The organism is Streptomyces specialis (genome assembly GCF_001493375.1).
Classification (GTDB): Bacteria; Actinomycetota; Actinomycetes; order Streptomycetales; family Streptomycetaceae; genus Streptomyces; species Streptomyces specialis.
In genome coordinates, this window is record NZ_LN929896.1 from 733,242 (window position 1) to 747,063 (window position 13,822).

General features: G+C 71.0%; 14 protein-coding genes. All 14 read right to left on the reverse strand.

Annotated features, from left to right (window positions below; translation table 11 throughout):
- Positions 1 to 2 precede the first annotated feature (2 nt).
- Positions 3 to 1,574, reverse strand: coding sequence for a F0F1 ATP synthase subunit alpha (gene atpA, locus BN2279_RS21475; protein ID WP_059012043.1), 1,572 nt, complete (start codon positions 1,572 to 1,574; stop codon positions 3 to 5).
- 127 nt (positions 1,575 to 1,701) lie between these two features.
- Positions 1,702 to 2,526 (reverse strand): F0F1 ATP synthase subunit delta, encoded by an 825-nt coding sequence (locus BN2279_RS21480; protein ID WP_059012046.1) that lies wholly within the window; start codon positions 2,524 to 2,526, stop codon positions 1,702 to 1,704.
- A gap of 43 nt (positions 2,527 to 2,569) precedes the next feature.
- A complete protein-coding gene (locus tag BN2279_RS21485; protein ID WP_059012048.1) occupies positions 2,570 to 3,133 on the reverse strand; it encodes a F0F1 ATP synthase subunit B in 564 nt (187 codons plus the stop codon).
- A gap of 38 nt (positions 3,134 to 3,171) precedes the next feature.
- Positions 3,172 to 3,396 carry an ATP synthase F0 subunit C gene (gene atpE, locus BN2279_RS21490; RefSeq protein WP_059012050.1) on the reverse strand — a complete coding sequence of 75 codons (225 nt, stop codon included), beginning with the start codon at positions 3,394 to 3,396 and terminating at the stop codon, positions 3,172 to 3,174.
- Between the two features lie 88 nt (positions 3,397 to 3,484).
- Complete coding sequence (atpB, locus tag BN2279_RS21495) at positions 3,485 to 4,312, reverse strand: F0F1 ATP synthase subunit A (protein ID WP_059012051.1); 828 nt, start codon at positions 4,310 to 4,312, stop codon at positions 3,485 to 3,487.
- Positions 4,313 to 4,537: 225 nt separating this feature from the next.
- Positions 4,538 to 4,963 carry a Cg1360 family ATP-synthase-associated protein gene (locus BN2279_RS21500; RefSeq protein WP_059012053.1) on the reverse strand — a complete coding sequence of 142 codons (426 nt, stop codon included), beginning with the start codon at positions 4,961 to 4,963 and terminating at the stop codon, positions 4,538 to 4,540.
- Positions 4,964 to 5,164: 201 nt separating this feature from the next.
- Positions 5,165 to 6,520, reverse strand: a complete 1,356-nt coding sequence (locus tag BN2279_RS21505; protein ID WP_059012055.1) for an MraY family glycosyltransferase — start codon at positions 6,518 to 6,520, stop codon at positions 5,165 to 5,167.
- A 92-nt stretch (positions 6,521 to 6,612) separates the two neighbouring features.
- Positions 6,613 to 7,266, reverse strand: a complete 654-nt coding sequence (locus BN2279_RS21510) for an arsenate reductase/protein-tyrosine-phosphatase family protein (protein ID WP_059012057.1) — start codon at positions 7,264 to 7,266, stop codon at positions 6,613 to 6,615.
- A 38-nt stretch (positions 7,267 to 7,304) separates the two neighbouring features.
- Complete coding sequence (locus tag BN2279_RS21515) at positions 7,305 to 7,952, reverse strand: L-threonylcarbamoyladenylate synthase (RefSeq protein ID WP_059012059.1); 648 nt, start codon at positions 7,950 to 7,952, stop codon at positions 7,305 to 7,307.
- A gap of 17 nt (positions 7,953 to 7,969) precedes the next feature.
- Positions 7,970 to 8,866 (reverse strand): peptide chain release factor N(5)-glutamine methyltransferase, encoded by an 897-nt coding sequence (gene prmC, locus BN2279_RS21520; protein WP_059012651.1) that lies wholly within the window; start codon positions 8,864 to 8,866, stop codon positions 7,970 to 7,972.
- A 16-nt stretch (positions 8,867 to 8,882) separates the two neighbouring features.
- Positions 8,883 to 9,953, reverse strand: a complete 1,071-nt coding sequence (gene prfA / locus BN2279_RS21525; protein WP_059012060.1) for a peptide chain release factor 1 — start codon at positions 9,951 to 9,953, stop codon at positions 8,883 to 8,885.
- Between the two features lie 103 nt (positions 9,954 to 10,056).
- Positions 10,057 to 10,281: a 50S ribosomal protein L31 gene (rpmE, locus tag BN2279_RS21530; RefSeq protein WP_059012062.1), complete on the reverse strand. Its 225-nt coding sequence runs from the start codon at positions 10,279 to 10,281 to the stop codon at positions 10,057 to 10,059.
- A gap of 122 nt (positions 10,282 to 10,403) precedes the next feature.
- Complete coding sequence (locus BN2279_RS21535) at positions 10,404 to 11,492, reverse strand: LCP family protein (RefSeq protein ID WP_059012064.1); 1,089 nt, start codon at positions 11,490 to 11,492, stop codon at positions 10,404 to 10,406.
- A gap of 108 nt (positions 11,493 to 11,600) precedes the next feature.
- The gene (gene rho, locus BN2279_RS21540; protein WP_059012066.1) at positions 11,601 to 13,685 is read right to left on the reverse strand and encodes a transcription termination factor Rho; all 2,085 of its coding nucleotides are present in this window, start codon (positions 13,683 to 13,685) and stop codon (positions 11,601 to 11,603) included.
- Positions 13,686 to 13,822: the final 137 nt, after the last annotated feature.

Sequence of the window (13,822 nt, forward strand, 5' to 3'; positions counted from 1 at the left end):
GCTCAGTCCTCGCCCAGCAGCTTGCCGTCCGAGGTCTCGAACTGCTGCTTGAACTTGTTCACCGCGGCGCCGACGGCCTGGACGGTGTCGTCCGACATCTTGCCGCCCTCGCGGATCGACGTCATCAGGTCCTTGTGCTCGCGGCCGAGGTAGTCCAGCAGCTCACGCTCGAAGCGACGGATGTCCGGCACCGGGATGTCGTCCATCAGACCGCTCGTGCCGGACCAGATGGAGACCACCTGGTTCTCGGTCGAGAAGGGGCTGTACTGCTCCTGCTTCAGCAGCTCCACCATGCGCTGGCCACGGGCCAGGGCGGACTTGGACGCGGCGTCCAGGTCGGAGCCGAAGGCGGCGAACGCCTCCAGCTCGCGGTACTGGGCCAGGTCCACACGGAGCGAACCGGTGATCTGCCGGATCGCCTTGTGCTGGGCGGCGCCACCGACGCGGGAGACCGAGATACCGACGTTCAGCGCCGGGCGCTGGCCCGCGTTGAACAGGTCGGACTCCAGGAAGCACTGGCCGTCGGTGATGGAGATGACGTTGGTCGGGATGAACGCCGACACGTCGTTGGCCTTGGTCTCCACGATCGGCAGGCCGGTCATGGAGCCGGCGCCCATGTCGTCGGACAGCTTCGCGCAGCGCTCCAGCAGCCGGGAGTGCAGGTAGAAGACGTCACCCGGGTACGCCTCGCGGCCCGGCGGGCGGCGCAGCAGCAGCGAGACGGCGCGGTACGCGTCGGCCTGCTTCGACAGGTCGTCGAAGACGATCAGCACGTGCTTGCCGTCGTACATCCAGTGCTGGCCGATGGCCGAGCCGGTGTAGGGCGCGATGTACTTGAAGCCGGCCGGGTCGGACGCGGGAGCCGCCACGATCGTGGTGTACTCCAGGGCGCCCGCCTCCTCCAGCGCGCCGCGCACGGACGCGATGGTCGAGCCCTTCTGGCCGATCGCCACGTAGATGCAGCGGACCTGCTTGTTCGGGTCGCCGGAACGCCAGTTGTCGCGCTGGTTGATGATCGTGTCCACCGCGAGGGCGGTCTTGCCGGTCTGCCGGTCGCCGATGATGAGCTGGCGCTGGCCGCGGCCGATCGGGGTCATGGTGTCGACGGCCTTGTAGCCGGTCTCCATGGGCTCGTGCACCGACTTGCGCTGCATGACCGTGGGGGCCTGCAGCTCAAGGGCGCGGCGGCCCGTGGTCTCGATCTCGCCGAGGCCGTCGATCGGGTTGCCCAGCGGGTCCACGACCCGGCCGAGGTAGCCCTCGCCGACGCCGACGGACAGGACCTCACCGGTGCGGCGCACCGGCTGGCCCTCCTCGATGCCGCTGAACTCACCGAGAACGACGACGCCGATCTCCCGCTCCTCAAGGTTGAGGGCGAGGCCGAGGGTGCCGTCCTCGAACTTCAGCAGTTCGTTCGCCATGGCCGAGGGCAGTCCCTCGACCTTCGCGATGCCGTCACCGGCAACGCTGACCGTCCCGACCTCTTCCCGCGAGGCCGCGTCCGGCGTGTACGACTGGACGAAAGTCTCCAGCGCGTCCCGGATCTCATCCGGCCGGATCGTGAGCTCCGCCATCTGGGTTCCCTGCTCTCCTTGTTGGGCCCGTAAGTACGTCCACATACGGCCCAACCCGGGCCGCTTTCGTTCGTTCTCGTGGTGCGTGTGGTGATCGCGTCTTGAGTTGGTCGCGCGCCCGCGCGCGTCAGCCCGCCATCCGGCGGTTCACCTCGTCCAGGCGGTCCGCGATGGTGCCGTGGATCACCTCGTCACCGATGCGGACCGAGATTCCGCCGAGGACCGCCGGGTCGACGTCGAGGTTGAGCTGGACCGGGCGGCCGTGAAGCCGCGCGAGGGCGTCGCCCAGCCGTCGCCGCTGCTGGTCGCTGAGCGGCACCGCGGAGGTGACGACGGCGACGGAGCGGTTCCGCCGGGAGGCGGCCAGCACGCTGAGCGCGTCCAGCCCCGCATCCAGGCTACGTCCCCGGGGCCGTTCCACCAGCCGGGTGACGAGCCGCTCGGTGACCGGGTGCGCCCGGCCGCCGAGCAGCGTGCGGATCAGCGCCGACTTGGCGGCGACCGCGGCGGCGCTGTCGTCCCTGGTGGTGAGCGCCGACCGCAGCTCGGGCGAGGTGGCGACCACGCGACCGAACCGGAACAGCTCGTCCTCCACGGAGTCCAGCGCGCCGACGCGGTCGGCGGCGATCAGGTCGGCCGTGTCGGCCAGCTCCTCGATCGCGTCGACCAGGTCACGGGAGGCGGACCACCGGGCGCGGACCGTGCCGGAGACCAGGTCCACGGCCTCGCCGCCGACCTGGCCGGCCAGCAGCCGCCGGATCAGCTCGGCCTTCCGCTCGCCCTCCTGCGCCGGGTCGGTGAGGACCCGGCGCAGCGCGGTCTCGCGGTGGAGGAGCTGCGTGACGGCGGCGAGGTCCGTGGCGAGGGCCGCCGCGTCCACCCGGGTGTTGTCCGTCAGCGCCTCAAGGCGCTCCCGCGCGGCGTCGAGCGCCTCGCGGCTCGCTCCGATCATCAGGCTCGTTCCCCTTCTCGCTCACGGCTCGCCGTTCCGGTGGTCATCGGCCGCCCGCCTCGGACTGCGACGGCACCGTGGCGCCGGCCTGCTGCTCCAGGTCGTCGAGGAAGCGGTCGATGGTGCGGCTCTGCCGGGCGTGGTCCTCCAGGGACTCCCCGACCAGCCGCCCGGCCAGGTCGATGGCGAGCTTGCCGACGTCCTGGCGCAGCAGCTCGGCGGCCTGCTTGCGGTCGGCCGCGATCTGGGCGTGGCCGGCGGCGATGATCTCCTCGCGCTGCCGCTGACCCTCCGCGCGCATCTCGGCGATGAGCGCGGCGCCCTGCTCCTGCGCCTCCTGACGCATCCGGGCCGCCTCGTGACGGGCCTCGGCGAGCTGCTCCTTGTAGCTTTCGAGCGTCTGCGCCGCCTCGGCCTGCGCCGCCTCGGCCTTCTCCATACCGCCTTCGATCGCCTCGCGACGCTCGTCCAGTGCCTTGTTGATGGCGGGGAGGAGCTTCTTGTAGAAGACGAAGAAGACGACACCGAAGCAGATCAGGCCGATGATGATCTCGGGAACCACCGGCAGGAGAGGGCTCTGCGGCTCTTCCTCAGCCAGGAAAATCATGATGGCGGACCTTTCGTCGGTAGGGGCTCGCGCGACGCTCAGATCGCGAACGCGAGCACGAAGCCCATGAGGGCCAGGGCCTCGACGACGGCGAAGCCGAGGAGCATGTTCTGCCGGATCAGACCGGCGGCCTCGGGCTGACGGGCGATGGCCTGGACGCCGTTACCGAAGATGATGCCGATGCCAACACCCGGGCCCACGGCGGCGACGCCGAAACCGATGGTGTTGAGGCTTCCTTCAATCGCGGCGAGAGTTGCGGACATGTCCGTTGTCATCCTTCTCTGTGGTGAACCGGCGGGGGAAGTCCGCCGGAGGTGATGCGGTCGGTGGGGGTGGCCGGTCGGCCGCCTCTCAGTGCGCCTCTTCCAGCGCCTGGGAGATGTAGGTGGCGGTCAGGACGGTGAAGACGTACGCCTGAAGCGCCTGGATGAAGATCTCGAAGGCGGTGAGCAGGATCGTCAGGAACATCGAGGTCACCGAGTAGGCGGTGCCGACGACCGTGCCCAGCGTGTACCACGTGCCGATGATGAAGACCAGCAGCAGCAAGTGGCCCGCGAACATGTTCGCGAAGAGTCGCACGGCCAGCGTGAACGGCCGCACGATGACGTTGGACAGGAATTCCAGCGGGGTGAGGATCACGTAGATCCCCTTGGGCAGTCCGCTGGGCACGCACAGGTTCCGCAGGCCGCCGACGAAGCCGTTCGTCTTGAACGTCAGGGTCATGTACGTCACCCAGACGATCAGGGCGAGACCCACGGGGTAGGCGAAGATCGAGGTCGCCGGGAACTGCGCGAAGGGGATGATCGCCCAGAGGTTCATCATCCAGATAAAGAAGAACAGCGAGACCAGCAGCGGCACATAGGGCTCCGCCTTCTTGCCGATCACTTCCCTGGCGATCCCGCGGCGCACGAAGTCGTAGAGCACCTCGGCGAGAAGCTGGAACTTCCCGGGAACGACCTTGGGCCGCGCGAACGCCGTCCAGAAGAAGCCGACGACCAGCACGGTGCTGAGGAGCACCAGCAGCATCGCCTTGTTGAACTCGAAGGACCCGATGGTGAAGATCGGGTCGAAGACGAACGACCAGACGGACGGCGCGTGGAAGCCGCAGTCCTTGAACAGATGGCAGTCGGTCTCGAAGGCGAGCACCTGGTCGTTACTCACCGCGAGCTCCCTCGGCATGACGCATGGATACGGCTACCTCGATGTGTCGGCGTGGCGACGGACCACGGAGCGGCACTGGACTGGATGGGCGGGAGAAAGAACCCGGATCCGCGCTCGCGCGGCCGTCCCGCACGGCCTGCGCGTCACCGGCACCTCGACGGGCGCCGACCTGATGTTCCGGCGACGGACGATAGCAGCCCGCGCGTTCGTGCTTTTCGCTGCCCCCGTGCCCGCGGGCCCGGGTCATGGCCGGCCGCCGGCGGACGTGGAGCTCGACTCGGGCTCCACATACAGGACTTTGAGCGTCATATGGACCCTGACCTGGGCCGCGAGCCAGGTGGCCGTACCGACCAGCACCCCGGCGGCGAAGGCCCGTCCGTTGAGGAACGAGGCGTCGCGCAGCAGCAGGAGCAGTCCGAGCAGAAGGCCCATCTGCGTGGTGTAGATCAGGACGGCGGCACCGAAGAACAGGTCGGGCCAGCGCTGTCCCACCATCGTGAGGGCGAGAAGACCGATGGCGAAGAACCCGGCGGCGACGAGCACACCGAGGGCGACCCCGCTCGCGCCGTCCCCCCCTGCGACCACGGCGCCGATGGCCATGGCGACCGCACCTACCGCGGCAGTGGGGATCGCGGCGCCGCGGATGATCCGGGCGTCGTTGGACTGCATCGAAGTGCTTCTCCGGCGGGCTTCGGGGACTTGTCGTCTTTGACGAGCGGTGCTGACTCCCGGAACGTGGGGAGCGTTCCGTGGTGTCTCGTGAACGCTATCACAAAGTATTTGATGAGGTCTTTACTCACTTAGTGTGGAGGACCTCACACTTGAGAGGTAATTCGCGCGCCAGAATGCTGACACATCGGAACGACTGTGCTACGAGCGGGTGTCGATCTTCCGTCGCAGCGCGAACCGCTGTCGGTCACCGACCGCTGTCGCTCCGTGCAGACCCGGCGAAGAAGTGCCCGCGGCCGGCACATCGTCCCCACGGGTCTCCCCCGTTCCCGTCGAGAACTCGGCCGTCCCGTCCGGGGCGTCCGGTGCCGTGTCCGTGGCCGGGCGGCGCCGGTCCCGGTAGCGGGGCGGCACCAGCCGCTGCGCCCACCGGGGCACCCGCGGTCTGAAGCGCGGCATCAGCAGCACCACCAGACCGACGGCGCTCAGCGACATCACGGCGGGCACGATCAGGGCGTTGGCGGACTGCACCGAGTACGCCACGGCGCCGAAGGCGATCAGCGCCGACCAGAAGTACATGATGAGCACCGCCCGGCTCTGCGAGTGCCCGATCTCCAGCAGCCGGTGGTGCAGATGGCCGCGGTCGGCGGTGAACGGCGAGTGCCCGTTCCAGGTCCGGCGCACGATCGCCATCACCAGATCGACGAACGGCACGGCGATGATCGTCAGCGGCAGCAGCAGCGGCATGTAGACCGGGACCATCTCGATGACCGCGCTGCGCTCGGAGCCGGAGAACAGCGCCATGGCGTCCGGGTCCACCTGCCCGGTGACGGAGACGGCGCCGCCGGCCAGGACCAGGCCGAGGAGCATCGATCCGGAGTCGCCCATGAAGATCCGGGCCGGGTGCGAGTTGTGGGGCAGGAACCCGAGGCACATCCCCATCAGCACCGCCGCGAACAGGGTGGCGGGCGCGGCGGCCTCGATGCCGTACCCGTACCAGATGCGGTACGCGTACAGGAAGAACGCCGCCGCGGCGATGCCGACCATGCCGGCCGCCAGGCCGTCGAGGCCGTCCACGAAGTTCACCGCGTTGATGGTGATCACCACGATCGCCACCGTCAGCAGCGTGCCCTGGAGCGGTGTGAGCGCGACCATGCCGACCGTCGGGACGGGCAGCCACAGGATGGTCAGGCCCTGGAGGACCATGACGCCGGCCGCGATCATCTGCAGGCCCAGCTTCACCAGCGCGTCCACGCCGTACTTGTCGTCGAGGACGCCGATCACCCAGATCAGCACGGCCCCCGAGAGCAGCGCCCGCGGCTCGTCGGACGTCTGGAACACGTCGCCCACGTTGGTGAGCTGCGAGGCGACCAGCAGCCCCGCGCACAGCCCGCCGAACATGGCGATGCCGCCCAGCCGCGGCGTGGGCTCGCGGTGCACGTCACGCGCCCTGATGGGCGGCATGGCTCCCCACGCGATGGCGAACTTCCGCACCGGCCCGGTCAGCAGATAGGTGACGGCCGCCGCGACGCAGAGGGTCAGCAGATACTCGCGCACACAATGCCCCAGTGGTCTCGCAGGACTACCGCGCAACACCCTCTCATGCCCGGAGCCCCCCGTGCGGACTCGATACGGCCGCATCCACGGCGTTACAGCAGGGCGCGGCCCGCGCGGGCGGGGCGTGGGGGGACGCCGGTGAGCGCCGTGACGACCGGGTCGAGCGCCGACCGGATCTCCTCGCCGATGCTGCGGAAGTACGGCAGCGGCGCCCCGTACGGATCCTGCACCTCGTCCGCCTCGGCGTTGGGCGCCAGCAGCCAGCCGCGCAGCGCCGCGGCGGCGCGGGCCAGCGCGCGGGCACGCTCGACCAGGTCCTCGGGCGACTCCGCGACGGGCAGCGTGGCGGTGTCGATGGCCCGCACCAGCCGCGTGAACTCCTTGAGGGTGAACGTGCGCAGCCCCGCCGAGTGCCCCATGGAGATGACCTGCGCCCGGTGGTCGCGGGTCGCCGTCAGCACGAGGTCGGCCTCGACGACGTGCTCGTCCAGCAGCTCACGGCCGTGGAACCCGTCGGCGTCCGCGCCGTACTCGGCGAGCAGTTCGGCGGCGTGCGCCTCCATCGGCGCGCCCTCGTGCCCCCAGGTGCCGGCGCTCTCCACCACCAGGCCGTGCGCGGCGGGACCGAGGCGGTCGGCCAGCGCCTGCCGGGTGAGCCGCTCGGTGATCGGGGAACGGCAGACATTCCCCGTGCTGACGTGCAGGATCCGGAAGACCTGCCGTGGTCGGCCGTGCGGCTCGGGCATCCGTATCCGCAGGTCCGCCGGGCTCAGGGAGGGCGCCCTCAATGCGAGGTCTCCAGATCGGGAACGACCTTGCGCAGCTCTTCCTCGCTCACCGCCCCGGCGCGCAGCAGCACCGGGACCCGGCCGGTGACGTCGACGATGGAGGACGGCACGGTGTCGGGCGTCGGGCCGCCGTCGAGGTAGACGGCGACCGAGTCGCCCAGCATCCGCTGCGCGCCGTCGCAGTCCTGCGGCGGCGCGTGGCCGGTGAGGTTGGCGCTGGTGACGGCCATCGGGCCGACGTCCTTGAGCAGTTCGAGGGCGATCGGGTGCAGCGGCATCCGGACCGCGACGGTGCCCCGGGTCTCCCCCAGGTCCCAGGTCAGGGACGGCTGGTGGCGGGCGACGAGGGTCAGCGCGCCCGGCCAGAACGCGTCGACCAGCTCCCACGCCTTCTCGGAGAAGTCGGTGACGATGCCGTGCAGGGTGGTGGGCGAGCCGATCAGCACCGGGGACGGCATGCCCCGGCCGCGGCCCTTGGCCGCCAGGAGATCGGCCACGGACCCGGTGCTGAACGCGTCCGCGCCGATGCCGTAGACGGTGTCGGTCGGCAGGACCACGAGGTCGCCGCGGCGGACGGCGGAAGCCGCCTCGCGCAGACCGTGCTTACGATCGACCACGTCCGAGCAGTCGTAGCGCCGTGCCATGTGTGCTGGTCCTCCTCTTACCGCGCGACGCGGCGGGCGGTGGCGAATCGGGGCCGGTTGTTCAGGTCCGGGTGGTCGGCGGCGTCGGCCCAGCCGCGGTCCTCGGTGAAGATCCACGGCACCTGGCCGCCCTGGGTGTCGGCGTGCTCCACGACCACCATGCCACCGGGCCGCAGCAGCCGGTGCGCGGCACGCTCCAGGCCGCGGATCATCTCCAGGCCGTCCTCGCCGGAGAACAGCGCCAGTTGGGGATCGTAGTCGCGCGCCTCGGGCGCCACGTGCTCCCACTCGGTCAGGGGGATGTAGGGCGGGTTGGAGATCACCAGGTCCACCTGGCCGGACAGCTCCGGCAGGGCGGTGCGGGCGTCCCCGTGGTGCAGCACGACGCGGCTGCCCTCGGCGTTCCTGCGGGCCCACTCCAGGGCGGCCTCGTCCAGCTCGACCGCGTGCACGCGGGAGCGCGGCACCTCCTGGGCGAGGGCCAGGGCGATGGCGCCCGAGCCGGTGCACAGATCGACGATCAGCGGCTCGACCACGTCCATCGCCCGGACCGCGTCTATCGCCCAGCCGACCACCGACTCGGTCTCCGGGCGCGGGACGAACACCCCGGGGCCGACCTGGAGTTCCAGGTAACGGAAGAACGCGCGCCCGGTGATGTGCTGGAGCGGCTCGCGCGCCTCGCGGCGGGCGACCGCCTCCCAGTACCGGGCGTCGAAGTCGCCGTCGGGCACGGTGTGGAGCTTGGGGCGCTCGGTGCCGTGCACGAAGGCCGCCAGCTCCTCGGCGTCGAAGCGTGGCGAGGGCACCCCGGCGTCGGCGAGCCGCTGGGTGGCGCGGGCCACCTCGGCCAGCAGCAGCGAACGCGCGGAGCCCCCCGGCGAAGGCGAGGAGGATGACGCGGATGATGCGGTCACGTCGCCCACCTTACGTTCACTGGGCCGCGGCGAGCTTGGCGGCCGAATCGGCGTCCACGCACGCCTGGATGACCGCGTCGAGGTCCCCGTCCAGCACCTGGTCCAGGTTGTACGCCTTGAACCCGACGCGGTGGTCGGAGATGCGGTTCTCCGGGTAGTTGTAGGTGCGGACCCGCTCGGAGCGGTCCACCGTGCGCACCTGGCTGCGCCGGGCGTCGGACGCCTCCTTGTCCGCCTCCTCCTGCGCGGCGGCCAGCAGCCGGGCGCGCAGGATGCGCAGCGCCTGCTCCTTGTTCTGGAGCTGGCTCTTCTCGTTCTGGCAGGAGACCACGATGCCGGTGGGCAGGTGGGTGATGCGCACGGCGGAGTCGGTGGTGTTGACCGACTGGCCGCCGGGTCCGGAGGAGCGGTAGACGTCGATCCGCAGGTCGTTCGCGTTGACCTCCACGTCCACGTCCTCGGCCTCCGGGAGCACCAGCACGCCGGCCGCCGAGGTGTGGATGCGGCCCTGGGACTCGGTGGCCGGCACCCGTTGCACGCGGTGCACGCCGCCCTCGTACTTCAGGCGGGCCCACACGCCCTGTCCCGGCGCCGGGGTGCCGCGGGTCTTCACGGCGACGGAGACGTCCTTGTAGCCGCCGAGGTCCGACTCGTTCCCGTCGATGATCTCGGTCTGCCAGCCGTGCCGTTCGGCGTAGCGCAGGTACATCCGCAGCAGGTCGCCGGCGAAGAGCGCGGACTCGTCACCGCCCTCTCCCGCCTTGATCTCCAGGATGACGTCCTTGTCGTCGCTCGGGTCGCGCGGGACGAGCAGCAGCCGCAGTTCGTCGGTGAGTTCCTCGCGGCGCGCCTGGAGCTCCTTGACCTCGCCGGCGAACTCGGGGTCCTCGACCGCGAGTTCGCGAGCGGTCTCGATGTCGTCGCCGTAGCGCTTCCAGGCGCGGTAGGCGGTGATGATCGGAGTCAGCTCGGCGTAGCGCTTGGAGAACCGGCGCGCGGTGGCCTGGTCGGCGTGGACCGAGGGGTCGGCCAGCCGCCGTTCGAGGTCGGCGTGTTCGCCGATGAGATCCTCGACCGCCTCGAACATCGTGTGTGCTCCTGGGGTGGGAGAAAGAGGGCTTCGGGACGCGAAAGGCGCCGGTCCGGCCGCCTCCCGGGGGAGGCGGCCGGGCCCGGCGCCGACGGGGTCGCTACTTGCGGGCCGACCCGGCGCTCTTGCCGAAGCGCGCCTCGAAACGGGCCACGCGGCCACCGGTGTCGAGGATCTTCTGCTTGCCGGTGTAGAAGGGGTGGCACTCGGAGCACATGTCGGCGCGGACGCTGCCGCTGCTGACGGTGCTGCGGGTGGTGAACGAGGCACCGCAGGTGCAGCTCACCTGGGTCTCGACGTACTCCGGGTGGATGTCGCGCTTCAAGGTCTTCTCCTAGATTCCGGGAGGGCACCGGGTCGGCACGCGGGATGCGGGCCGTGAACCGGGGCCGACGCTCCAGTCTGCCAGGACTGGGCGCACCTGCCAAAACGAGCACGGGACCGCCGCTATTCCTCCGCGACGAGGGTGCCGCCGTCCTTGTCGCCCGCGCCGGGGACGGCGGAGTCCGGGACGGGCTCGTCGTTCCGCAGCGCCGTCCAGAGCTGCCGGGACTCGCGTTCCCGTGGCGCGACGCGGTTGGGGTCGGCGCCGTCGCGGGCGACGGGCAGGGTGATCATGTCGAGGTCGCCGGGGCCGAGGCCGCCCAGGCTGCGCGCCAGCCCGGTCAGCTCGGAGACGGACGCCAGGTCGGAGTCGGTGGTGAGGGCGGAGGTCGCGGCGTCGGCGAGGTCGTAGAGCCGCTTGGGGTTGGTCGTCAGGCCGAGCGAGCCGACCTGTGCGGCCAGCGCCTTGACGAACGCCTGCTGGACCTCGATCCGGCTGAGGTCGCTGCCGTCGCCGATCGCCTTGCGGGTGCGGACCAGGGCGAGGGACTGCTCGCCGTCGAGGGTGTGGGTGCCGGCCGGGAGGCTGAGGTGGCTGTCCTCGTCCTCGATGGGCTCGGTGGTGGTGATCTCGACGCCGCCGAGGGTGTCGATCAGCTCGGCGAATCCCTGGAAGTCGACCTCGACGTAGTGGTCCATGCGCAGGCCGGTCAGCTTCTCGACGGTCTTGACGGCGCAGACCGGGCCGCCGACGGTGTACGACTCGTTGAACATCGCGCGGCGCTCGGCCGGGGCGGTGGAGCCGTCGGCGCGCTCGCACGCGGGGCGGGGCACGAGGGTGTCGCGCGGGATGGAGACGACGGTGGCCGCGTCGTGGGCCTCGTTGACGTGGACGACCATCGCGGTGTCGGCGCGGGCGCCCTCCTCGGCGTCGGGGCCGCCGTAGTCGCCGTTCCCGCCGGAGCGGGAGTCGGAGCCGAGGACCAGGATGTCGAGGGAGTCGCCCGGGGTGTCGGCCGGGCGGTCCCTGCCGAGCGCGGCGTCGATGTCGATGTGGGTGATGTTGCCGTCGAGCTTCAGGTAGAGCGCCCCGGCCCCGGCCCCGGTCAGCACCACCACCGCGATCAGCGCGATGACCGCGGTCCGCAGCAGACGTGCCCGCCCCGAACGACGGGGCCGCGCCGCCCGTTCACCATCCGGCAGAGGGCCCATTCATCCATTGTGTCCCGGTATGCCGGATTCTGCCTGTTCTACCCGTTCAGCCGGACGCCCCCTCGGCCGTCGCGGGAAGCGACGGGCCGAGGGGGCGTCCGGGGGTGATCAGTCGCCGTTGCCCGGGGCGGGCGTGGACTTCTGGATCTGGAGCAGGAACTCGGCGTTCGACTTCGTCTGCTTCATCTTGTCCAGCAGCAGCTCGATCGCCTGCTGCTGGTCCAGCGCGTGCAGCACCCGGCGGAGCTTCCAGACGATGGCCAGCTCGTCGCTGCCCATCAGGATCTCCTCCTTGCGGGTGCCGGAGGCGTCCACGTCCACGGCCGGGAAGATCCGCTTGTCGGCGAGCTTCCGGTCGAGCTTGAGCTCCATGTTGCCGGTGCCCTTGAACTCCTCGAAGATCACCTCGTCCATCCGCGAGCCGGTCTCGACCAGCGCGGTGGCGAGGATGGTCAGCGAGCCGCCGTCCTCGATGTTGCGGGCGGCGCCGAAGAACTTCTTCGGCGGGTAGAGCGCGGCGGAGTCCACACCACCGGACAGGATGCGGCCCGACGCCGGCGCGGCCAGGTTGTACGCGCGGCCGAGACGGGTGATCGAGTCCAGCAGGACGACCACGTCGTGGCCCAGCTCCACCAGCCGCTTGGCCCGCTCGATGGCCAGCTCCGCGACCGTGGTGTGGTCCTCCGACGGCCGGTCGAAGGTCGAGGAGATGACCTCGCCCTTCACCGAGCGCTGCATGTCGGTGACCTCTTCCGGACGCTCGTCGACGAGGACGACCATCAGGTGGCACTCGGGGTTGTTGCGGGTGATGGCGTTGGCCACCGCCTGCATGATCATGGTCTTGCCGGTCTTCGGCGGGGCCACGATCAGACCGCGCTGGCCCTTGCCGATCGGCGACACCATGTCGATGATCCGCGGCGTCAGCGCGCCCGGGTCGTTCTCCAGGCGCAGCCGCTCCTGCGGGTAAAGCGGCGTCAGCTTGTTGAACTCGGGGCGTCCGCGCCCGGATTCGGCGGCCATGCCGTTCACCGAGTCGAGGCGGACCAGCGCGTTGAACTTCTCGCGCCGCTCGCCCTCGCGGGGCTGGCGGACCGCGCCGGTGACGTGGTCGCCCTTGCGCAGGCCGTTCTTGCGGACCTGGGCGAGCGACACGTACACGTCGTTCGGGCCCGGCAGGTAGCCGGAGGTGCGGACGAACGCGTAGTTGTCGAGGATGTCGAGGATGCCGGCGACCGGGATCAGGACATCGTCGTCGGCGACCTGCGGCTCGCTGATCTCGTCGCGCCCGCGACGGCCCCGGCGGTCGCGGTAGCGCCCGCGACGGCCCCGGCGGCCACCGTCGAAGTCGTCGTCCGGGCCGTCGTCGCGGTTGTCACGGTTGTCGCGGCCGTCCCGGCCCTCGCGGGATTCCCGGCTGTCGCGGTTGTCGCGTCCGCCCCGGCCCTCACGGCCTTCACGGCCGCCGCCGTCGCGGTTGTCCCGCGTGTCACGGCCGTCACGGCCCTCCCGGCCGCCGCGGCCCTCGCCCTTGCCCGCCTGGCCCCCCTGGTTCTGGCCCTGGCCGCCGACGTTCTTGCCGCCCCGGCGGTCGCGGTCCCGCTTGCCCTGCCGGTCGGACTGGCCCTCGCCGCCCTTGGCGTCGCCGCCGCCCTGGGCGTCCTGCGCCGAGTCGGTCCGCTCGCCGCGGTCGGTCCTGTCCCGCTCGCCGGCCTCGGCCGGCGCCGTCCTGGTCTCCGCCGTCTTGCTCTCCGCGGTCTTGGTCTCCGCGGTCTTGGTCTCCGCGGTCTTGGTCTCCGCGGCCTGGACCGGGATCTCGATCTGCTGCTGAGCGGCTTCCTCGCCGGTACGGGCCCGCGAGGTGGCGCGGCGCTTCGGCTTGTCGGCGGACGCGGCCTCGGCCGGCTTGCCGTCACCGTTCGCCGACGGCGCGGCGCCCGCGCCCCCGGCGGCCTGCTTCTCCTTGATGACCTCGATCAGTTGGCTCTTGCGCATCCGCGCGGTGCCCCTGATCCCCAGCCTGGCGGCGACCTGCTGCAACTCGGCGAGAACCATGCCGTCGAGGCCGGTACCCGAACGCCGGCGCCGCGGCGCGGCGGTGGCGGCAGGAGCGTCCGTGGCGGACGCGGTGGCAGCACCGGCAGTCTTGTCGGCGGTGTCGGCACTCACGCCCATCAGATCGGTGGTGTCGCTCACGAAGGGTCCTTCCCTGGAGCGGACGTCGGCCTGTCTGGCTCGGCGACCGGTCGTGCTGTCCGGCTGCGGCTCCGTGCGGTGGGCCGGCCGGTGCGGTAATCCCGCCCGCTCGTCGCGCGGCGGAGGATCGTTTCAAC

What these genes read in the sequence shown, in the direction of transcription:
- atpE (WP_059012050.1), bottom strand. Translation starts at nt 3,396, where the DNA reads ATGTCCGCAACTCTCGCCGCGATTGAAGGAAGCCTCAACACCATCGGT.
- atpA (WP_059012043.1), bottom strand. Translation starts at nt 1,574, where the DNA reads ATGGCGGAGCTCACGATCCGGCCGGATGAGATCCGGGACGCGCTGGAG.
- BN2279_RS21515 (WP_059012059.1), bottom strand. Translation starts at nt 7,952, where the DNA reads ATGGCACGGCGCTACGACTGCTCGGACGTGGTCGATCGTAAGCACGGT.
- BN2279_RS21510 (WP_059012057.1), bottom strand. Translation starts at nt 7,266, where the DNA reads ATGCCCGAGCCGCACGGCCGACCACGGCAGGTCTTCCGGATCCTGCAC.
- atpB (WP_059012051.1), bottom strand. Translation starts at nt 4,312, where the DNA reads ATGCCGAGGGAGCTCGCGGTGAGTAACGACCAGGTGCTCGCCTTCGAG.
- prfA (WP_059012060.1), bottom strand. Translation starts at nt 9,953, where the DNA reads ATGTTCGAGGCGGTCGAGGATCTCATCGGCGAACACGCCGACCTCGAA.
- BN2279_RS21485 (WP_059012048.1), bottom strand. Translation starts at nt 3,133, where the DNA reads ATGATTTTCCTGGCTGAGGAAGAGCCGCAGAGCCCTCTCCTGCCGGTG.
- BN2279_RS21500 (WP_059012053.1), bottom strand. Translation starts at nt 4,963, where the DNA reads ATGCAGTCCAACGACGCCCGGATCATCCGCGGCGCCGCGATCCCCACT.
- BN2279_RS21480 (WP_059012046.1), bottom strand. Translation starts at nt 2,526, where the DNA reads ATGATCGGAGCGAGCCGCGAGGCGCTCGACGCCGCGCGGGAGCGCCTT.
- BN2279_RS21535 (WP_059012064.1), bottom strand. Translation starts at nt 11,492, where the DNA reads ATGGGCCCTCTGCCGGATGGTGAACGGGCGGCGCGGCCCCGTCGTTCG.